Source organism: Neobacillus sp. Fa239 (assembly GCF_055395235.1).
Genome location: NZ_AP041611.1, coordinates 3,000,352 through 3,019,766, shown reverse-complemented (window position 1 = coordinate 3,019,766; position 19,415 = coordinate 3,000,352). Strand labels below are relative to the sequence as shown.

Here is a 19,415-nt window from a genome sequence, read left to right as displayed (position 1 = left end):
TATTATAGAATTATGTTCTTTAAATCGATGATAAAGTCTTCAAAAATACTTACTTCTATTAGATCTTTCCCTTTACATATAACTCTTGAAGTTGATAATTTCCACTTTCAAGCACTTCAACTGTCTCAGTACGGTTATCTACTTTCCAATACCCTTAAACACCTTTCGGTTCATATACTTTTTTTTAGCTAACGCTCATGTTTGTCAATTAATGGCGTATTTTTACAATTATGGAGAGGGAACCGAATGGTAAACGTGGTTCCTTTTCCTTTTTGGCTTTGGACGATGATTTTTCCATGAAGCGAGTCGATAATGCGATAGCTCACCATGAGTCCTATGCCAGTTCCTTTTTCTTTCAGAGAATAAAATGGTTGTCCAAGACGTTTCACTTCGTCTTCATTCATCCCCACTCCGTCATCTTGGATTTGGATCACCAAATGCTGTGATTCCTGTTTCAGAAGAATGGTAACCGCACCACCTTGATGTATCGCTTCGATGCCATTTTTGATGATATTGAGGAAGGCTTGTTTCACTTTTTGGGGATGACCCAATATCACACACTCTTGCTCCGGAAATCGGACGTCTATTCTTACTTTTCGTTCTAAAGCATAGGAGTAGAGAATATTGACGACCGTTTGTATTGTTTCGCAAACATCGACGGACTCTTTCATATCCGCTTCTGGCTTGGCTAGCGAAAGATATTCGGTAATGACGTCATTCGCCCGATCCACTTCTTCTATACAAATTTGAACATACCCTTTATACGTCTCTGAAATTGGCGATTGTAGAAGTAACTGGAGAAATCCTCGATTGGTCTGCATAGGATTTCGAATTTCATGAGCAAAGGAACTCGCCAATTCTCCGAGTATCTTATATTTTTCCGCCTGTTGAGCTTCCATGTGTAACTTGGAATTTTCCCTTAAGGTTTCAATCAAAAAGATCGTTACAATGGTGGCGACACATATCATTATATCTTCCTGAAGTGCGCTAAAAAATTCCTTCTCTTGCAAATCTTCGGGGATGAAGATCAAGGAAATTCCCAATGTTATCTTCCAAGTTAGTTTCATTCGACCTGCTCGATCCTGCTGGACGAAACGTGGATATGCTAAAAAAAACATGGGTAAGAGGAACAAGATTTCGTATACCGTTGAATAAAAACCAGTCCCTCCAAAGTACCAACGATACAACAATAAAATGATCGTGAGAACAATACCTGTTGCGTATCCACTTCCATAAAATATACCTATCATGAGAGCTACAAACCGTAGATCATTTCGGTCGTTTACATCCGAATAGATTGGGAAGGACATGCACAATACTAACGTAATCATTGATAAGAAACTGAAAATTAATTTTTGACGCTTCGTTTCGATGAATTGATGACGATTGGTTAAATACATTGAATAAAAAAAGACAGGAATCAAAATAATCATTACTTGTAAGAGCAAATTTTTAGTATATTCCATACAGTTTACCTCATTGTTAAGCTCATTCTAGTATAAAAGGAAACTGAATATAAAAACAGGGGAAAAAAATGGCTACTAATACAAAAAAATCAAAACAATCGCAATTAAACTCTAAAGCTTGAAGATACTGATACTATTACTCTAAAAAAGGGGTATGATCAGTATGGGGTCCTGATACGATTTGATTTAGTCTAACGATGTGGAATGAAAATTGTAAAGTAGAAGCACTTAAGGTATTGGTTAAACCGTAATTTATTCTAATAGTGCTAAACTTTTAAAAGAAGCTACTCTTTTCGGAGTAGCTTCTTTTTATGTAACGAACAGCAAACTGACTTTCCTTTAAATTATGGAAAGCTCTTTTCTATGGGTGGAAATGGCAAAACTGCGTTAAAAAAGAACTGTTTGAAAGAAGGATAGTTTGTGAATAAACACACTTAAACTAAAGGGTGCATTTCTGGAACAACGGTAATGCCTTTTCTTATTGAATTAACTGGGAGGGAGGTTAATTGAACAGCGTGGGTTGTTGTGGCATATCCTTATCCACAAACGGTTCAGATGGATTAAGTAGGATGTTTTTATAGGCCTACCGTTACTTGTTTTTACTTTTTAAAAATTAGTTGTATTAAAAGAGAGATCTACAAAATATTGAAAAAAGACCAAACGTGTTGACGTTGGTCTTTTTTCAATATTTTTTCATCTCACGTTCAAGTCTTGCAATTTTTTGTTGAATTTTTATTAAGTTTTCTTCAGTATCACGAATGTGTTGTAGAACATTGATTTCTTGGTGTTTCATCATTTTTAGTCGTTGTGGGATGGTACCATCCCCATCCATTGATTCCCTTAAAATAAGGATTCTAGGCTTGATTAAGCTCATACTGATATCCCATAATTTTCGGGCAGAATCCTGGTCATTTGCAGCTTCAGTAGGTTTTGTTTCTTTGCAGTTAACAAAAAATTTACCGCTTCAAGACCTCTTTTCTAGTTATTTTTTTAGATGATGTACCAGCTCTTCCGCACTTTCGAGGACTTGTTCGTTCGTTAAAAGGCGTACTCCCTGCTTCGTAAAAGTAGGCAAGAACCTCATGCCGGTCAAGTTAGCGGTTGCTTGGAATGGTTTGGTTAATTCGCTCATGCTGAAGTGATTGTATCCTCCAGCTTGATAGGCTTCTTCTGGTCCGCCTGTTGAAATGGCTAACATAAAGTCTTTTCCACTCAATTTCGTTCCTTCGGACCCATATGCCCAACCGTAAGTAAGAACCAAATCCTGCCATTGTTTTAATAAAGCGGGTGAACTGTACCAGTAGAATGGGAATTGCAAAACGATACGATCATGCTCCATTAGAAGCTGCTGCTCTTTTTCCACATCAATCTCAAATGTTGGGTAATGTGCATATAGATTGTGGACCGTAACATTTTCTTCTTGTTGAAGACGGTTCATCCATGTTCTATTTACCTTCGATTGTTCCAAGTTTGGATGGGCTACAATAACTAATGTTTTCATTTTGATCACCTTTCAATTGTTTGTACACGCAAATAAAAAACATCGAAAGGTATTTCTGTGGAAGAAATACCTTTATTCATTTCAACTTGCGATTAACGTCCGACAGTTGGGGATAAAGCGTTATTCCGTGGTGTGTGTTTAAATCATGCTTCTACCTTTGATGGCTGAAAAACGTAATTAACATATGCTTTTGCATTTTCTTCAAGTTGTTTATCTGTAACATGCATAACACCATTCAGCACAAACAAGGGTAAAAACTTCGTGCCAATGAGGTTGCTAGTTTGCTGTAAAGGAGTTGTTAAGGTCTCCATGGTAAAATGATTATAGCCAGTAGACTGATAAGAATCTTCCGGTCCAAAGGTTGAAATTGCAAGACCTAGTTCTTTCCCGTGAAGCTTATTGCCGCCTTCACCATATGCCCAGCCGTAAGAAAGCACTTCATCCTGCCATTGTTTTAACAAAGAAGGCGTACTGTACCAGTAAAATGGAAATTGAAGAATAATACGGTCATGTGATTCTAATAGGCTTTGTTCGTGTGCTACGTTTATTTTCCCGTCCGGATACGCTTGATAAAGCGTATGAATCGTAATTTCTTCGTGTTTTTTCAATTCCTGCATCCAAGTGCGGTTAATCCGAGATTGTTCCAAATTAGGGTGGGTGATAATTACAAGAGTTTTCATTAGTAAGTCTCCTTTTGTAAATTTTCTTTTATAGTTTTGATTTCAATTATTGTAGCTTTCATTGAAAATAAATATTTGTACATACAAATGTAGTTTTAAAAAATTTTACTTTTCTTCAAAGATAATTTCTGTTTCCGTATGATTTTCATACATGCTATAAAATGTATTAGCAATATTTTCAGCTGAGAAATATGTTCCTTCTTGCACAAACCCTTTAATAGTTAATGTTCCAACATAAATTCCTTTAGGGCTCAATTCTTGATGCAAGCTGTATGCTAAATTGCGAATACCTGCTTTTCCAATTGCTAATGAAGCATAGTCAGCATATGGGTGAAGAGCTAATCCGCCACCTGTTAACAAAATGGTTCCATTTTGCATATAGGGAATTACTTCTTTTACACTAGTAAGAGCTCCAGCTACACTGATTTTAAAATCTTCTACTAATTGCTCAGCACTTAATGTTGTTGGTTTGCCTGGTCTTCCTGAAGCAGCATTGTATAAAAGTACATCAATTTTTCCAAAAGTCTTATTTACCGATTCAATGGCTGTTTCTAAAGTTGCTAATGAAGAGACATCCCCTGGAAATCCTTTTGCTTCGATCCCATCATTTTTAAGTTCATATTCATATTTCTTTAATGCCTCCATACTGCGGGAAATCAAGGCAACTTTAAAGCCTTCTTTTCCGAATTTTCTTGCTGTATTTAAGCTAATCCCTGGTCCTGCACCGATAATTAGCAAAATCTTTTCTGACATCATAACTGCCTCCTAATTTATTTGTATATGCAAATGAAATGGTAAAAAAATTATTGTTCTCTTTCTAGTTTATTGCTCGCTTCGTGAAGCATTTTACTTAAATCTTTACTGAAATCGTGTCCTAAGACACTGGAATAACTGGTAAACAATTCTTTTAAAGAAACCCGAAATTGATGGTACATTTTTTCTCCTTCTTCAGTTAGTGAGATAAACGTTTGTTTTCCATTCATTTTTCTTGTGACTAATTTTAATTTTTCAAGTTTATCAATAAACCTCGTACTGGTCGAAGGCGCAATGGATAACTTGTGACATAGTTCCTTCTGTGTGATTTCTGGATGGAACTTCACAATCATTATCATGTAAAGATATGAAGGAGCAAGGTCACCAAAATCAAATGTTTTTTCGGCTAATTTTGTAATGTTACGAGCAAACCGGCTGGCTGTAAAGTAAAGACAATGAATTAATACCTGTTCTTCTTCATTCATTTAATCAAATCCTTTTAATCATTTGCATATACAAATTAACACAAAATTATGTTAAGGTCAACTAATCAATTTTCTTGTTTCCATCAGAAGCTGTATATATTATAAACTTTGTTCTTAAACTTATTAAGATTATATGAAAAGGATGAAATAAATGAAAGCATTGCTATTGCGTGAAAAAGGTCAATGGAAAGACATGAAGGTAGAAGAAGTCGAAACACCAAATCCCGGTCTAGGAGAGATTAGTTGAGGTATATGCTGTTGGGGTAAATCCTGTTGATTATAAAACAGCCAATGGTGGAAAATCCCAATGGTCTTATCCTCATATTCTGGGTTTAGACCTAGCAGGTATAGTGTCGGAGATTGGTGAAGGGGTCACTCAGTGGAAAAAAGGAGATCGAGTAGTCTATCATGGAGACCTTACAAAGAAGGGTGGCTATGCAGAATATACTGTTACCACGGCACATACTTTTTCTCGAATTCCATACAACGTAACTTTTGAAGATGCAGCTGCTTTGCCGACAGCAGGGTACACAGCATACCTATCATTATTCCGTAAACTGCCAATTGATCAAGTTGAAACTATTTTAATACATGGCGGTCTTATTTGAAAATAGAACTTTTCCCCAACATCGTATTCAAGGCTTGTATATTGTAACTGAGAAGACTTGAAGTCTCGTTGTTAAGCTTCATTTTTATCACCTGAGATTTTTTACAACTGATTCCTTATTATCCCTTGGAAGGTTTGAATAGTCAAAAGGAATAGAAAAAAGGTAGCCACTATGTCACAAGATAAAGTGCATTATTATCGGCTGGGAATATTGTTAGAGAAGAATCCATAGCAATCTTCTTTATAGATTGTGAATCAATACACTTATGCTAAAGGGTAGCTTGAGTTAAAAATCGTGTTCGACGGGGAAGTAACCTAATGATCGCTGCGGCGATCATTTCTTTCTTTATTGAAGTAACGGAGCAGATTACTTGAAGAAGAGACAGGAAGAACATTTGGACACCTTAATTCAGTTTCTGAATAATGTTCCCTGGAAATAAGAAAAATATAAGGATGTAGTACCGTAATAAAGTCATCGAAAGACAGGAATCTTGCATGGTCAGATGTTAAAGAAAAAACGCACTTTTTTGTAGAAAGAAGTGAAGTGAAATGTATAATGCATGGTTTTATGTAGAAGATGAATTGTTATTGGCGATTTATCGAAAAGCTATTGAGCAGCAGCTAGGAAATGACTTCGTCGGATTTGTGAGTAATGAAATCACCAGGAGAAATCTTCCTCCTAAAGAATACTTAAGAAGGATTAAATAAAACATTTTGGAGGATCTTTATGGAGCGTTTGCATGATGAGCACTGAATGATGTGTATGTGAAAGTGCAGATTTAAAGAATATGGATAAAGCTTTTATGGATTTGTTAGTAGAGGATTGAAGAAAAGAGATTTGTTTTTTGAAGCATTGAATCGCCTTGGTAATCGGAATAAAAAGCCAAAAGAGGAAAAATACTAAGCTAAGCTGATTCCTAGATGGAAGGAGATCTAGTCATGGATACGACACTTAAACCAATCAAATTAAGCTCAGACAAACTTAGCTCCGGTGCACCATTATCATCTGTAGAAATGGCGAAACTTTGGGCTACTTATATGGGGAACAGCATGTCCAAACGGATTTTGAATTATTATCTGAAACATGTTGAGGATTCGGATATTAAAACGCTGCTTGAGAATGGATTGAAATTAGCGACCGAGTTTATGAAAGAGACGGAACGGATTTTCAATGCACAGAATTTCCCTATCCCTGTCGGTTTTACAGATAAGGACGTGAATCTGGAGTCCCCCCGTTTATATGAAGATGAATTTTATGTCCATTACTTGAAGTACGCTGCCAAGGCAGGACTGAGCCTATATGCCGTTGCTGTTCCATTGATTATGAAACAAGATGTCATGGAATTTTTTTATGAATGTACCACAGCTACCTCTAAATTTTTAGAGCAGCTTAATCTTGTTTTAATCAGCAAGGGCTTTATTTTAAAACCTCCCATCCTGCCCGTACCGGAAAAAGTGGATTTTATCGAAAAACAAACTTTTTTAAAGGGTTTCATGGGGGATGTCCGTCCGCTGCATGGATTGGAAGTCACCCATCTTTATGACAACGTTGAGAATAACACTACAAGCAAAGCTTTATTGATGGGCTTCCACCAAGTAGTAAGAAATAACAAGGTAAAGCAATTGTTTAATAGAGGATTGGATATCACTGAAAGATCCATTAAGCAATTCGGTGAGAAACTATCCGTTGATAATTTGCCGGCCCCAATACGTTTAGATCATTTGGTTACAGACTCGCTTATTTCACCCTTTTCTGACAAATTAATGTTATATCACAAGGTGGATATGTTTTCGATGAAGATCAGATCATTTGCTAACTCCATCGCCGTCAATGGCAGAAAAGATATTGCCTTTATGTATAGCAGAAATATGTGGAATGTTTTCTCATTTGTCGAAGAGGGTGCCCAAATTTTGATCGAACATGGCTGGATGGAGCAACCTCCAAAATCAATTGACCGAGCGCATTTGGCGGCTGAATAGAACGCCTTAAAATGCGTTTAAAACAGATGCATTGAAGTTGGAATAATAACAGGAATGATAAATAAGGGAATGGTTCGTACCGATGACTGGTAAAGTACTTTTTAAAGATGTACTTTTTAAAGACATTTCATGAATATTGGGCTAATCATTCGTTTTTAACCTGGCAATGGTTGATGTTATTGCTGACAACAATTAATTAAGTGGATTGTATGGATAAAGAACGTTGATAAAAGGCGGACTCATTTGATTTTAAACTACGGTTTAATTTTTGAATTCATTTCGCTTATATTTGATATGGTTGGAACTAATCATGCGCATGGGCATATCCGATTCGCTTGTACTGGGCTTTTATTCCCCCTTTAGTGCCATTTGATTTGACTTACTTACCAGTAATTTTTATTTTGGTATACCAAAGATATGGTGGAAAATGGATCAGCTTTCTTATAGCAATTTTCTCTACTTCCGCCGTTATATCATTCCTAATTGAACCGCTATTCCACCTTTTGGGAATTTATGTTTTGTACGAATGGAAATAAATATATTCTTTTCCGATTTACATTTTGGTAGCGGTTTTTGTTAAACTATTAGTTGAATTGATAAAATAAAAAAGCTGCATTAAGTGTACTATGGGTATTGCTTTAATATGGGGTAATACCAACAAACTCTTTAAATTTTAATACAAAAAAGGAAAGTAAGGTCCATGTGGTCCCCAGTATGGATTCCCATAATGACCATAACCAATAATTGGTTGATTAATATAAGGACTTATATGATTGGGATTGTGATTGGAAGTGTGGGTTTGGGGAAAATAGCTAGAATAGGTATGGCGATTATATTTTGCTTTACAAGAACCAGGATGTCCAGGATCTGGACCAGTTGTAATATGTTGAGTCATTCTAACACCACTTTCAAAGATCTTTATTTTTATAGTATGAGTATAAAGTTATCTTTGTTTGTATTATCAAATTAATTCTCAAAAAAATAAACGAATTCATCATATTGCGGGGGTTTTTAAATTTGGAAGGTGCTTGTTAAACTAACGGGTGCTTGAGTGAAAGAACGTTTTCCGGCAATGATCGCTGCGGCGGTCATTTTTCTTATTGAAGTAACGTGGCAGATTAGTATAAGTACATCCCTTAACAAATTCATTACAATTTTGGAGCAACAATGATTGTTATTAGAATTTATTTATTTATCTTTAATCTATTTTTCATAAAATCCTGGTATATTAGCTAAAAGCTCTTAAAGGAGGCAATGAAAATGTGGGTACGTATTATTCCTATAATATTCTTTAGTATGACAGCCTTTTCTCTTGTTGCTTTTCAATCAATTGAAATTGTACATGCCTTTTTCGATTTTATATCCAATAAAACAAATATTAAATAAATGAAAAGCCCCTCTGGATTTAGAGGGGCTTTCTTTTTGAACAGGCAGCATTTCTGTAATGAAGAAATATGAGGTTTGGATATAACAAAGCACCTAGGTAAGAAATGAGTGTCCAAAGCTTGGCGGCAAAAAGGACACAAATACTACCAGGAGGCTATTTAAATGAATTATTACCAATGAAAAGATTGCTCAAATAGCTTCTCAAACATTGATTATAAGTGTTGATATTGCCAAATACAAGCATGGAATTGGATGTCGAAATGCAGAAAAAGGGAAAAGATTGTTACAGAAAATGAATAAAAATGAACTGATTGTTGACTGTTTTTTATTGCTGCAGTGTTAATCAAGCGTTAGAGTTTGCTGGTTACTATCGTCAGGTAAATTAATACGGTGAAGTATTGTTTGTAATTCTATGTTTTATAAATAAGAACAGGGAATGAAGATTAACCTCATTCCCTGTTCTGTATATCCCATAATTGCTTTTACTCTGCTTGTACCATAAATTTAAAATTCAAATAATTAGTATATGAGTCCTTATTATTAGTAAATGCCTACTGTTAACTATTTTTATCATCATAGAGAAAGTCCTAAATATTATTTGCTTTTTCTATTAAAGGAAATATCATAAAATACCTTCTTTTTATAGTTGTATTTGTACTTGATTAAGAACACTTGACTTAATTTTAGAATAGAATTTTCATCATGTAAATAAATGAGTGGTTAAAAATACCTAATAATTTTTTGAAATAAATGGCGAAGAAAAAAAATAGACCAAATAAAGGTCAAGATTGTTTTTTTAGAAATTCTTTAATTTCATCAATAGAAATTCCTAAATTTCGAGCCTTAATAATAAGGTCAACCCATTCTTTGTCTAGTTCTTTTTCATAAACTGTTGCAGCAGTCATTACATTAACCTCCTAAAATATTACTATTTTAGGTAGCTCAGCCGTCATTGCTATGAATAACTTTAGACCCGTAGCTTTGCGTCCCAATCTTTCGAAGGGTTTGCCTTTTTCTAAATATTGTTAATAAGTTGAAATAATTGTAACACAAACGTTCACTATATTGAACAAAATGAAAACCGAAATAGTTCGACAATATTTGCGGAGATGCTGAAAAAGACTTTGAATTTATTTGCCTTTTATTTATATATTTTATTTAGCTAATTCAAATTTCTCCAATTTGTGTTTCATAACTAAAGGTAAGTAATACTTGAATCCACTTAATAAAAGGGGAGGTAATTTATGGGGGATAAGAATGTACGATGTGACTTTTGTAATGACTATTTCGAAGAAAATAACATCGTAGATACAGGCTATGAGTGGAAAGCATGCGAAGGTTGTGCTGATGAGTTGATTAAGTGCGAATGCTGTAGCCAGTTGTTCCTATATGAGGAATTAAGGAAGGATAAAGTAGATGGAATTTACTACTGTGAAAATTGTCCGTAGTAATAGATAAATTAAAGGATAAGTTTAGAGTGGCTGAAAATGGTAACGGGTTCGGTTTTGGGCTAAAAAAATGCAATTCACACGTCTTTTTGGATTCCATTTGTGGCCACTCCTAAAAGATTCAAGGCACGGAGTCGTATCATGACTTGGTGCCTATTGGATGATTTTTCAACTATTTAGTTTCCCGGACAGTTTCTCTCCAACGGAAAATAATCAGAGAACAAAAAGAGAGTAACAGGATGTAGTTGCTCTAAGATAGTCGTATTCGCTTAAAGTGTTTTTCCTCGATTTTTTTCTCAATTTTATCTACTAGATCAAGGTCTTTGATGATTTCCTTTTTATTATCCAACACTAGTTTATTAAAGTTTATAATTCGTTTTCTCATGAGGTCTGTCACCTTTCTTGATATTAAATTATGATCATTAGTTTATCATCTAATCGTTAAAAAATACTTAATAAAGAGGGAAAATTCTGTAAAATTAGACAAAATGAAATATTAAAAAATACCTATCCCTATGGAATTAACAATAATTAAAGTAACGAAGCAGGTTTATTTAAGAAGATGTTTAGATGAGCTATTTAATTTAGGCATATAACTTTAAAGAAAAGTTTGTCTTTTTGAAAGATTGGAGATACCTGCACGTAAACTTGAAAAGAAATATTCAGCAGTGCGTCTTACTCCTGAGGAATGGCACATCCGTTTATTCGGTCATGATTATGGGGAGAACATGACGGAATCAGATGAAGCGAAGCATGATGCTAGACATGATACTGTGGAATCTCTTATGTGGGACCTTGCAGCTAGAATTTTAGTTCTAAACATTGATGTTATCCTAGATTTTGGATGTTGGGTTCGAAGTCAACGAGACGAGTTCCGTTCTCGAGCAAAGGAATTAGGAGCTCAATTTAAAATTCATTTTGTTGATGTACCTGAAGAGTTATTGTTTGAACGTCTAAAAACTAGAAATAAACAGAATCCAGATGGGACTTTTTTAATACCTGAAACTAAACTTAAAGAGTGGATACCAATCTTTGAGCCACCTTCTTCAGAGGAACTTGAATAATTCTATACTTATAACTAAACAAGCTAATATTAGAACCTCCAACTAAAAAATGAATAAGTATTTTATCTCTCTAATTCCATTTTGCATTAAAAATATTTGGAAAAATTCTATATAAAATATAGGTATTTATATAGAGTATCTTTATGGTTTGTGAAAAATTTGACTTAAAAAAACCGGATGCTTGAGTGATAAATCGGATTCCGGCAAGGATAGTTGTGGCGGTCATCTTTTCTTGTTCCGCTAACTGGTCAGGTTAGTTCAAGCGGAAACTGCACTTATTGAAGCCATAATGGGTTCGAGTAAAAAAATTTAAAGTATCTAATTGGATAAATTAATATGTATTACAAATAATATTTTGAGGAGGGGGGTATAAAAATGGTTCCTGCAATAATTCGGATAGGATTAGTTTTAATATCAGGGGCTTCACTAATTTTTTTACCTAAAAAGTCATTTTGTAAATATTTACCTGTTACAACCTTTACATCCGTACTTGTTTTAAGTGTATGCGCTTTATCAATCCCATATAAATTTTGGATAGTTAAGGGGAACAAGACAACATTAATCCTTACTGATTTATGTTATGTATTCGGTTCCTTCTTCGCAGGAACACTGTGGATTTTTCATTTAACATTTGGAAAATTTCAGCGATATGTTGCAATAAATTTTTTAATGGATATGCTTCTTGCATTTCCTCTTAATTATGTATTTCAAAAATTAAAGGTATATAAGTTAGTTAATTGGAAAAGTATACATATTTTCTTAACATATTTCGGTTTTTCATTCATAATTTACGGATTTCAATTACTTTTAGAAAAGTGTGTTCCGTATTATAAACGATGATTATAAAGAACTGAGATAAAAGATTCTCTTCTTCAAGTAACGGGGCGGGTAATAGTTAAAGAACAAAACCCTGCGGCGGTTCTTTTTCCTTCTTGTGCTAACGAGCAGTTAAGCACAAAAACAAAAACATCAAAATTAAAAATTGTCCTATCACACCTAACGTATACTTAAAGGGTTTTGGCATTGGCGTTTAAAGGTCGTCAATGCTTTTTTTGTTCTTTTGTTTTAAATTCCTATTTATTTACATTTTTAAAACATATTTAGTAAATTGGTCGAGAAATATAAGAATACAAACAAAAAGCTAAATCACATGGGGGTAATTGTATTGGCTCTAACCAATCCTTTAAGTGCATCAGAGGTCGGTACACTTTGGCTTACATACATGGAAAAAACAATGATTATGAGAATATTGGAATACTTTATCGAAAAATCAGATGAACAGCAAGGCAAAAACCTTTTAGGAGGTCTATGGCAGGAATTAAATTATTATGTTTTACAAATGGAACAGTTGTTTAAAGAACAAGGAATTGTAAAACCTGTTGGATTTACAAAAGAAGACGTGAATTTAGAGGCACCTGCTTTATGGGACAATGGATTTGACATCATGTTTCTTCGTATTTTAAAAGAAGTGAGTATGGGTATGTACACCATGAATATGAACATGGCTTATAACGACCAAGTAATGACGATTTATGAGGGGTTAACGGCTGTCACCCACAAAATTTATAAATTAGCTACACTGTACCTGCTTGAAAAGGGGATCCTCTCCCTTCCGCCAAAAGTGACCATGCCAAAAACAACTGAATTTATTGAAAATAAAAATTATATGGGTGGGTTTAATCCATTTGTTGACAAAAGGGCTTTAAATGATCTTGAACTTGGCATTCTTCATCATGCTATTGAATCAAATAATATTGGTATGCAATTGCTTATTGGTTTTGCCCAATGTGCAAAGACCAAAGAAGTAAAAGCATTCTTTGTAAAAGGAATAGACCTTTGTAAGAAACAAATCCAAACATTTGAACAAATTCTATTAGAAAGCAATGTTCATTTCTCTGCTACATCTGGAAGTACGGTAACGACTTCAACAATTGCACCATTTTCTGAAAAACTCATGATGCATTGTGTATACCTTCTTAATGGCTTCTGTATTGTCGGAAATAGTTTCGGGGCATTTTTTGCTATGAGAAACGATATCATCATGAAAAATGCATTAATCGCTAAAGATATATTTTTCTACGGACAAGAAGGGATTGAAATTAAGATTAAACACGGTTGGTTTGAAGAACCTCCGCAAATGGAGGACCGAGCTGCCATTATAAAAGGAGAAATGAATTGATTTGTTTCTGTAGCTGAAAATAAAACTTGTGTTATTTTTAACACCTAAATGTTCGATATGGAGGGATGTATTTTGAGAAAGCTTTTACGCTTATTTTAAACTATCTGGGGCTCATGTTTAAGAAGGGATTGCTGCGGCAATCCCCATTTTAATTGAACCAATAATAAAGGAGAAGAACTTGTTCAACTAAACATTGTAAATACCCAAAAAAAAGATAGAGTATCAATATTAATACCAAAGAAAAAAGACACGATTTGGTTTCCTGCTATATTCTATGTATTTTTTCGAAATTTGATTAATGAACTATTCTTCATCCCAGAACGAGTAAAGATATTTATCCAAACTACCTGTTTTCGACACTTCATTCGTAGATTCTTCTCTCATTTTCGATATGGCTTTTTGTACATCTATTGAAGAAAAACCTTCCGTTTTTATACGATCAATTGTTTTTTCGATTGTACTCATTAAAAAAGCCTCCTCATTTTAGTAAGAAAATATTTTATGTTTAATTTTGAATTCCCCCTATTTTAACAAAAAAAATAATATTTAGACAATTTTAAGTAATTTTTGGAACAGGAAAGACCTTCTGAATATTATAGAAATTCAGGGTTTGGTGTGCAAAAATTGTTAAAAAGTCCCTGTTTTATGATAGAGATATATTTTAAAATTTATTTGTATGATTAATTAAAGTAGAGAGAAGGGATGAGGATGAAAAAAATTCCTCGATTATTCGAAATAGGTTTGGGGCTTTTATTAGGAAGTTTCATTTTACTATTTGGATTTTATAACTCTTACTTTCCAACACATACTAACAAACATCAGATAAAAAGTGAGAATAAGGCTAAACCTGTTAATTGGTTAAAGCCTACTGGAGGGACCTATCCTGAATTAGTTCCAAACGCTCCCATTTGGATCAAAGTTTCTAAAGAAAAACAAAAGGTTTACATTATGAACGGAAATAAGATTATCTATACAATGATATGCTCAACTGGGCTAGATACAAGTCCCGACACATTTACCCCTGAAGGAACCTTCAATATCCAGAGGGAAAGGGGGACAAGTTTTTATAATCCCAGTGAAAAAGAGGGGGCTAAATACTGGGTTTCGTGGAAAAATCATGGGGAGTTTTTATTTCATTCGGTTGCAACGGATAAGAAGGGAAATGTGATTCAGAGTGAGGCATTGAAGCTAGGGCATAAGGCATCACATGGATGTGTACGACTAGCTATTCCTGATGCAAAATGGATTTATGATAATATAGAATACAACACTAAAGTAGTTATAAGCTAATAAATTACACTAAAAAGCCAAGATAGAAGAAGGTTCTTCTTATCTGGCTTTTTCTTTTTAATATTTTCATTTGATTTAATACTACAAAGAGAAATAATTGACATATTAAATCGAAATCGTTACTATTTATAAATAGGAATAATGCCGATTTAATTATTAGTTTAAAGGATGTGTAGATTTGACTGAAGCAGTCACCCTTAAAAATGTAAATGTATCTTTTGATGGGAAATGGGTGTTACGGAGCCTAAATTTCTCAGTTGAATCTGGTGAATTTTTAGGAATTATTGGCCCAAACGGTTCAGGGAAAACTACGCTTATGAGAGTTTTACTTAAAATGTTTAAACCGCAAGAAGGTATAGTTGAAATCGCAAATGCTTCTGCTCTTGGCTATGTACCACAATCCAGACAAATTGATCCTGAAACACCGTTGTCAGCTCGGAATTTTGTCAGTTTAGGGCTCCATCATAAATTTAGACCATGGCTATCTCGCCAAGATAGAAAAACCGTTGAAGAGGCTTTGGAATTGACTAATGCTATGGATTTTGCAGAAAAACCAATTGGGAAGTTATCAGGCGGGCAACGCCAACGTCTTTTCTTAGCTCAAGCATTGGTGAGAAACCCGCAAATATTGTTACTTGACGAGCCTACTTCAAATTTAGACCCAGGTGCCCAAGAAGCAATTGCATCGGTAGTGGATCAAATTCGCCGTGAACGTGGGATAACAGTTTTATTTATCAGTCATGATGTTAACTTGATTTCGAGGTATGCGGATAAAATCCTGTATATGACCAAAGGCTCTTATGCTATCGGAACAGTTGATGAAATCATGCAGTCCTCTGTTTTATCTAAACTCTATGGGATGCCAGTAGAGGTTATACATGCAGGTTCTAGTTTGCTAGTCTCATTTGCAAATACAAAAGAAACCGCCAAATCGATTTGTATCCATTCGATGGCGGATTAGGTGGTGTTTTTTATTTTTCAATTTGATTTTATGCAACATGCTTTTATTGCAGGAACGATTGTTTCTATCATGTGTGGAATAATAGGAGTATACGTGATTGCTAGAAATAGCTCATTTATTGCCCATACATTTTCACATATTGGATTCTCTGGCTCTGCCTTTGCTGTATATATGGGATTTAGCCCCTTAAATGGGTTTCTTCTTTTTACAGTTGCAAGTGCACTGGCAATTGGTCAGATGGGTGTGAAGATCTTTAGACGTGAGGTATCCATTAGCGTGGTTTTAAGTGTGTTCTTAGGACTAGGATTATTGTTTTTGTCTCTTTCAACCAAAAACGCAAACTCGATGACTTCACTTCTTTTTGGAAATATACTTGGCATAAGTTCAACTGCCGTATGGCAAATTTCACTTCTATCAGTTTTCGTTATTCTTTTACTAACACTGGGGTATAAGATTCTAAATTTTGATTCATTTGACCCTGTGGGTGCTCAAGCAGCTGGCTTGCCAATACGTTTTATTTCCATCAGCTTTTTGCTTTTACTTGCAGTCGCAACCACAGAAGCTTCGCAAATGGTGGGTGCTTTACTGGTCTTCACCCTAATGACCACTCCAGCAGCAGCTGCTCGTAACCTAACTCATTCCATTGGCCGAATGATATTGATTTCCTCGTTAATAGCTTTGATTGGAGTTTGGGTTGGTTTGATTGTTGGCTACTATTCTAACTTGCCAATTAGCTTTTTAATCACAGCAATTGAGGGTTTATTGTATTTTATGTCCCTTGGATGGAGATCCCTTCATGAGCGAACGAAACCTAAAGAAGCTACTACTGTATAGTAAAACTTAAATCTGTGTACTAAGGGGAATCTTAAAATATGATAAAATTAAGCAAATTTTCAAAGATTACTGGTCTTGCGGCAACCGTATCTTTGATATTTCTATTAAGTGCCTGTGGCACTTCTTCGTACTCGTCAAACGCAGTTAATTCATCTGGGAAAATTAAAATCGTTGCAGCAGAGAATTTCTATGGAGAGGTTGCAAAATCTGTGGGTGGTGATCATGTTGAGGTTACCACCATTTTAGACAATCCTAATACGGACCCACATGACTATGAACCCACTCCTGATGCGGCAAGAACGGTTAGTAATGCCCAAATGATTGTGTATAACGGTATCGGATATGACAGCTGGATGGATAAGCTCATCAATGCTGATTCCTCTTCAAAATCGAAAACCATCACCAAAGTCGCAGATGATGTGATGGGGAAAAAAGAAGGGGATAATGAACATATCTGGTACAATCCAGATACAATGCCGAAACTTGCGAAGAAACTAGCAAATGATCTGGCAAAGATAGACCCAAGTCAGGCTAAAACGTATCAAAAAAATGCTCAATCATTTATTGATTCGTTAGCACCATTTCGACAAAAAGTCCAAAAACTGAAACAAACTACTGGAGTAAAGATTGATGTTTCAGAGCCCGTTTTTGATTACATGGCAAATGCACTTAATTTGGAAGTAAATGATCAGAAGTTTTCTAAAGCAATCGATAACGGCACTGAGCCTTCCGCTTCAGATGTTGGTCAATTACAAAATGATATAAAAGGTAAAAATATCAAACTATTCGTTAACAATATACAAAACTCTAGTCCGACAGTTGACAATCTTGTAAAAATGGCCAAATCCTCTGGAGTTCCAGTTGTAAAAGTAACTGAAACAGAGCCCAAGGGTAAAAATTATTTGCAGTGGATGAATGATCAATTAGATCAAGTTGGTAAGGCTTTAGGCATTCAGTAAGGAGGACGTATTCATGGATGTGGATAGTGCTTTAAGACTGTTAAAGGACCACGGATATAAATATACAGGTAAAAGAGAAAAAATCTTAGAGATATTTTTTAATGAAAAACGATACATGCCTGCGAAGGAAGTCATGAATTTTATGGAAGATAGTTATCCTGGTCTTAGCTTTGATACAGTATACCGAAATCTCTCACTTCTTGAGGAATTAGGGATACTAGAAGCAACGGAGTTTCTGGGAGAAAGACAGTATCGTTTTTCTTGTTCATCAGAAGATCATCATCATCATCACGTGATTTGTACAAAGTGTAAAAAAACGATCCAATTGGATATGTGCCCAATGCAGATATTACAAGATATGTTTGGGGATTTTAAGATTACAGGTCATAAATTTGAGATATATGGTTATTGCAGCGAATGTGGATAAGGATAATTTGATGGGAATATTTAACGTGCCTTTTGGTACGTTTTTTTATTTGTAATTATATCTATTTTGTTGGATGTGAATGACGAAAATTAATAGTTTTGGTGTTCTTGCCTCTGCTGATGTTCATATACATTAAATGCAGGCAATTTCACCAATCTTAGTTTTAAAAGTATCGAATCCGATTACAAGATTACTGATATTGAAAAAGAAAAAGGGGGAAGGGAAACATTAATAAGTACAATATTTCTAGCAAACTTCGATTTCATAGGTCATTCTGGATTTTATTCCTTTCTTCACTTTTTTTTATTGTAATGATCATCCCCACTATTATAGTTTATAGTTCAGGGTATGGTGAACGTTTTAAGGAGACATTAAACGCATCGACTCAAAAGCAAATTTCCTCAAAATCTCAAAAAGGGCAAGAGTCTATACAAAAATCTTCTTTAACAATTGGCTGGATCTCAGGAGATAGTCAAAATCTTCAACACTTAACTGATTATAAAAACTTAAAAGTTGTGACTCCAGTCTTAGCAACTATCGATGACCAATTTTCTTTACAAGTTACTTCCATTTCTAATGAAACAAACACCATACAAGCACAAAAGAAAGCGGTCTGGGCACGGATCATAATAAACACTGATACAGAAAACAATGTCCATGCTTTCCTTACTAATCAATATAAAGTTCAGGAATTGATTAAACAAATTTACCAATCTGCACTTAAGAATGATTGGAATGGGATTAACATAGATATAGAAAATGTGAGTAGTGGAGATCGTGAGGCCTTTTCACAATTTATTAAAAATTTATCAAATGAGTTAAATAATACTTCAATTGTTCTTTCCATTGACCTTCCTCCAGATCCCAGTGGAAAAAACAATAACAAATCACCATTTGATCACGAGATACTTGGAAAGTATTGTAATTATGTTGTTTTTATGGGATACGATCAACACTGGTCCACAGATCCTATTCCTGGCCCTGTAACATCATTATCATGGTTAAAACAGAATTTACAAGAATTTATACAAACAGGAATTTCTCCTGAAAAAATAATATTAGGACTTCCAGCGTATACGAGAATATGGGAACAAAATCAGCGAGGAAGCATTGTAAAGGATCCTGCTGAATCTATTCAGTATGTCCAAAGTTTAGTGGAACAAAATCATAGAAATCTATCATGGGATTCTACTTTAGGAGAGTATTATACTTCTTATTATGTAAATAACCTACAATATAAAATTTGGGTACCTACTGTAAAATCATTTAACATTTATCTGAATTTGATTTCACAATTCCACCTTGGTGGATCCGCAGTATGGAATCTAAATTTTATTAACACTAGTTACTGGAATCAAATATATTCCAAATTTGGATGATATAGAAAAAGAGGCA

At 34.6% G+C, this 19,415-nt stretch carries 22 protein-coding genes, 1 pseudogene and 1 riboswitch; of the genes and pseudogenes, 12 read left to right on the top strand and 11 right to left on the bottom strand.

Going from position 1 to position 19,415, the window contains the following annotated elements; all coding sequences use genetic code 11:
• Positions 1-188: 188 nt before the first annotated feature.
• From ACZ5XR_RS14605 to ACZ5XR_RS14580, 6 genes are all read right to left on the bottom strand, one after another.
• Entirely contained in the window at positions 189-1,466 is a 1,278-nt protein-coding gene (locus tag ACZ5XR_RS14605; protein ID WP_464497007.1) for an ATP-binding protein, read from the bottom strand.
• Positions 1,467-2,148: 682 nt separating this feature from the next.
• The gene (locus ACZ5XR_RS14600; RefSeq protein WP_464497005.1) at positions 2,149-2,340 is read right to left on the bottom strand and encodes a MerR family transcriptional regulator; all 192 of its coding nucleotides are present in this window, start codon (positions 2,338-2,340) and stop codon (positions 2,149-2,151) included.
• A 108-nt stretch (positions 2,341-2,448) separates the two neighbouring features.
• Positions 2,449-2,967 carry an NAD(P)H-dependent oxidoreductase gene (locus ACZ5XR_RS14595; protein WP_464497004.1) on the bottom strand — a complete coding sequence of 173 codons (519 nt, stop codon included), beginning with the start codon at positions 2,965-2,967 and terminating at the stop codon, positions 2,449-2,451.
• Between the two features lie 143 nt (positions 2,968-3,110).
• Positions 3,111-3,647: an NAD(P)H-dependent oxidoreductase gene (locus ACZ5XR_RS14590; RefSeq protein ID WP_464497003.1), complete on the bottom strand. Its 537-nt coding sequence runs from the start codon at positions 3,645-3,647 to the stop codon at positions 3,111-3,113.
• A gap of 105 nt (positions 3,648-3,752) precedes the next feature.
• Positions 3,753-4,403 carry an SDR family NAD(P)-dependent oxidoreductase gene (locus tag ACZ5XR_RS14585; RefSeq protein WP_464497002.1) on the bottom strand — a complete coding sequence of 217 codons (651 nt, stop codon included), beginning with the start codon at positions 4,401-4,403 and terminating at the stop codon, positions 3,753-3,755.
• Positions 4,404-4,450: 47 nt separating this feature from the next.
• Entirely contained in the window at positions 4,451-4,885 is a 435-nt protein-coding gene (locus tag ACZ5XR_RS14580) for a MarR family winged helix-turn-helix transcriptional regulator (protein WP_464497000.1), read from the bottom strand.
• A 299-nt stretch (positions 4,886-5,184) separates the two neighbouring features.
• Here ACZ5XR_RS14580 and ACZ5XR_RS14575 point away from each other — a divergent pair.
• The 3 genes and pseudogenes from ACZ5XR_RS14575 to ACZ5XR_RS14565 form a co-directional block, all read left to right on the top strand.
• A pseudogene (locus tag ACZ5XR_RS14575) lies at positions 5,185-5,493 on the top strand (alcohol dehydrogenase catalytic domain-containing protein); the annotation flags it as partial.
• Between the two features lie 548 nt (positions 5,494-6,041).
• The gene (gene sda / locus ACZ5XR_RS14570) at positions 6,042-6,200 is read left to right on the top strand and encodes a sporulation histidine kinase inhibitor Sda (protein ID WP_464496999.1); all 159 of its coding nucleotides are present in this window, start codon (positions 6,042-6,044) and stop codon (positions 6,198-6,200) included.
• Positions 6,201-6,431: 231 nt separating this feature from the next.
• A complete protein-coding gene (locus ACZ5XR_RS14565) occupies positions 6,432-7,472 on the top strand; it encodes a DUF3231 family protein (RefSeq protein WP_464496997.1) in 1,041 nt (346 codons plus the stop codon).
• A gap of 673 nt (positions 7,473-8,145) precedes the next feature.
• Here ACZ5XR_RS14565 and ACZ5XR_RS14560 read toward each other — a convergent pair.
• Complete coding sequence (locus ACZ5XR_RS14560; protein WP_464496996.1) at positions 8,146-8,367, bottom strand: hypothetical protein; 222 nt, start codon at positions 8,365-8,367, stop codon at positions 8,146-8,148.
• 365 nt (positions 8,368-8,732) lie between these two features.
• Between ACZ5XR_RS14560 and ACZ5XR_RS14555 the strand changes: the two genes are divergently transcribed.
• A complete protein-coding gene (locus ACZ5XR_RS14555) occupies positions 8,733-8,858 on the top strand; it encodes a hypothetical protein (protein WP_464496995.1) in 126 nt (41 codons plus the stop codon).
• A gap of 782 nt (positions 8,859-9,640) precedes the next feature.
• On the opposite strand, the gene ACZ5XR_RS14550 is transcribed toward ACZ5XR_RS14555, so the two are convergent.
• Together ACZ5XR_RS14550 and ACZ5XR_RS14545 are read right to left on the bottom strand one after the other, a co-directional pair.
• Entirely contained in the window at positions 9,641-9,763 is a 123-nt protein-coding gene (locus ACZ5XR_RS14550; RefSeq protein WP_464496994.1) for an anti-repressor SinI family protein, read from the bottom strand.
• 28 nt (positions 9,764-9,791) lie between these two features.
• A riboswitch (cyclic di-GMP riboswitch) is annotated at positions 9,792-9,878 on the bottom strand.
• Positions 9,879-10,556: 678 nt separating this feature from the next.
• A complete protein-coding gene (locus ACZ5XR_RS14545) occupies positions 10,557-10,691 on the bottom strand; it encodes an FbpB family small basic protein (RefSeq protein WP_464496993.1) in 135 nt (44 codons plus the stop codon).
• 241 nt (positions 10,692-10,932) lie between these two features.
• On the opposite strand from ACZ5XR_RS14545, the gene ACZ5XR_RS14540 reads away from it, so the two are divergent.
• Positions 10,933-11,370: a P-loop nucleotide/nucleoside kinase family protein gene (locus ACZ5XR_RS14540; protein ID WP_464496991.1), complete on the top strand. Its 438-nt coding sequence runs from the start codon at positions 10,933-10,935 to the stop codon at positions 11,368-11,370.
• A 341-nt stretch (positions 11,371-11,711) separates the two neighbouring features.
• Here the strand turns inward: ACZ5XR_RS14540 and ACZ5XR_RS14535 are convergent, their stop codons facing one another.
• Positions 11,712-11,921: a hypothetical protein gene (locus ACZ5XR_RS14535; protein ID WP_464496990.1), complete on the bottom strand. Its 210-nt coding sequence runs from the start codon at positions 11,919-11,921 to the stop codon at positions 11,712-11,714.
• Positions 11,922-12,535: 614 nt separating this feature from the next.
• On the opposite strand from ACZ5XR_RS14535, the gene ACZ5XR_RS14530 reads away from it, so the two are divergent.
• A complete protein-coding gene (locus tag ACZ5XR_RS14530; RefSeq protein ID WP_464496989.1) occupies positions 12,536-13,549 on the top strand; it encodes a DUF3231 family protein in 1,014 nt (337 codons plus the stop codon).
• A gap of 303 nt (positions 13,550-13,852) precedes the next feature.
• Here the strand turns inward: ACZ5XR_RS14530 and ACZ5XR_RS14525 are convergent, their stop codons facing one another.
• Positions 13,853-14,014, bottom strand: coding sequence for a hypothetical protein (locus ACZ5XR_RS14525; protein WP_464496988.1), 162 nt, complete (start codon positions 14,012-14,014; stop codon positions 13,853-13,855).
• A gap of 243 nt (positions 14,015-14,257) precedes the next feature.
• Here ACZ5XR_RS14525 and ACZ5XR_RS14520 point away from each other — a divergent pair, with 243 nt between their 5' ends.
• The 6 genes from ACZ5XR_RS14520 (at position 14,258) to ACZ5XR_RS14495 (ending at position 19,399) form a co-directional block, all read left to right on the top strand.
• A complete protein-coding gene (locus ACZ5XR_RS14520) occupies positions 14,258-14,839 on the top strand; it encodes a L,D-transpeptidase (RefSeq protein WP_464496986.1) in 582 nt (193 codons plus the stop codon).
• Positions 14,840-15,017: 178 nt separating this feature from the next.
• Positions 15,018-15,800: a metal ABC transporter ATP-binding protein gene (locus ACZ5XR_RS14515; protein WP_464496985.1), complete on the top strand. Its 783-nt coding sequence runs from the start codon at positions 15,018-15,020 to the stop codon at positions 15,798-15,800.
• Positions 15,801-16,634, top strand: coding sequence for a metal ABC transporter permease (locus tag ACZ5XR_RS14510; RefSeq protein ID WP_464496984.1), 834 nt, complete (start codon positions 15,801-15,803; stop codon positions 16,632-16,634).
• Positions 16,635-16,672: 38 nt separating this feature from the next.
• Entirely contained in the window at positions 16,673-17,593 is a 921-nt protein-coding gene (locus ACZ5XR_RS14505; RefSeq protein WP_464496983.1) for a metal ABC transporter solute-binding protein, Zn/Mn family, read from the top strand.
• A gap of 13 nt (positions 17,594-17,606) precedes the next feature.
• Positions 17,607-18,020, top strand: a complete 414-nt coding sequence (locus ACZ5XR_RS14500; protein ID WP_464496981.1) for a Fur family transcriptional regulator — start codon at positions 17,607-17,609, stop codon at positions 18,018-18,020.
• A 311-nt stretch (positions 18,021-18,331) separates the two neighbouring features.
• Positions 18,332-19,399, top strand: a complete 1,068-nt coding sequence (locus ACZ5XR_RS14495) for a glycosyl hydrolase family 18 protein (protein WP_464496980.1) — start codon at positions 18,332-18,334, stop codon at positions 19,397-19,399.
• Positions 19,400-19,415 lie beyond the last annotated feature (16 nt).

Coding starts and splice junctions, on each gene's coding strand:
- ACZ5XR_RS14605 (WP_464497007.1), bottom strand. CDS start 1,466: ATGGAATATACTAAAAATTTGCTCTTACAAGTAATGATTATTTTGATT.
- ACZ5XR_RS14500 (WP_464496981.1), top strand. CDS start 17,607: ATGGATGTGGATAGTGCTTTAAGACTGTTAAAGGACCACGGATATAAA.
- ACZ5XR_RS14550 (WP_464496994.1), bottom strand. CDS start 9,763: ATGACTGCTGCAACAGTTTATGAAAAAGAACTAGACAAAGAATGGGTT.
- ACZ5XR_RS14595 (WP_464497004.1), bottom strand. CDS start 2,967: ATGAAAACATTAGTTATTGTAGCCCATCCAAACTTGGAACAATCGAAG.
- ACZ5XR_RS14545 (WP_464496993.1), bottom strand. CDS start 10,691: ATGAGAAAACGAATTATAAACTTTAATAAACTAGTGTTGGATAATAAA.
- sda (WP_464496999.1), top strand. CDS start 6,042: ATGTATAATGCATGGTTTTATGTAGAAGATGAATTGTTATTGGCGATT.
- ACZ5XR_RS14580 (WP_464497000.1), bottom strand. CDS start 4,885: ATGAATGAAGAAGAACAGGTATTAATTCATTGTCTTTACTTTACAGCC.
- ACZ5XR_RS14495 (WP_464496980.1), top strand. CDS start 18,332: ATGATCATCCCCACTATTATAGTTTATAGTTCAGGGTATGGTGAACGT.
- ACZ5XR_RS14565 (WP_464496997.1), top strand. CDS start 6,432: ATGGATACGACACTTAAACCAATCAAATTAAGCTCAGACAAACTTAGC.
- ACZ5XR_RS14555 (WP_464496995.1), top strand. CDS start 8,733: ATGTGGGTACGTATTATTCCTATAATATTCTTTAGTATGACAGCCTTT.
- ACZ5XR_RS14520 (WP_464496986.1), top strand. CDS start 14,258: ATGAAAAAAATTCCTCGATTATTCGAAATAGGTTTGGGGCTTTTATTA.
- ACZ5XR_RS14505 (WP_464496983.1), top strand. CDS start 16,673: ATGATAAAATTAAGCAAATTTTCAAAGATTACTGGTCTTGCGGCAACC.
- ACZ5XR_RS14525 (WP_464496988.1), bottom strand. CDS start 14,014: ATGAGTACAATCGAAAAAACAATTGATCGTATAAAAACGGAAGGTTTT.
- ACZ5XR_RS14585 (WP_464497002.1), bottom strand. CDS start 4,403: ATGATGTCAGAAAAGATTTTGCTAATTATCGGTGCAGGACCAGGGATT.
- ACZ5XR_RS14560 (WP_464496996.1), bottom strand. CDS start 8,367: ATGACTCAACATATTACAACTGGTCCAGATCCTGGACATCCTGGTTCT.
- ACZ5XR_RS14600 (WP_464497005.1), bottom strand. CDS start 2,340: ATGAGCTTAATCAAGCCTAGAATCCTTATTTTAAGGGAATCAATGGAT.
- ACZ5XR_RS14590 (WP_464497003.1), bottom strand. CDS start 3,647: ATGAAAACTCTTGTAATTATCACCCACCCTAATTTGGAACAATCTCGG.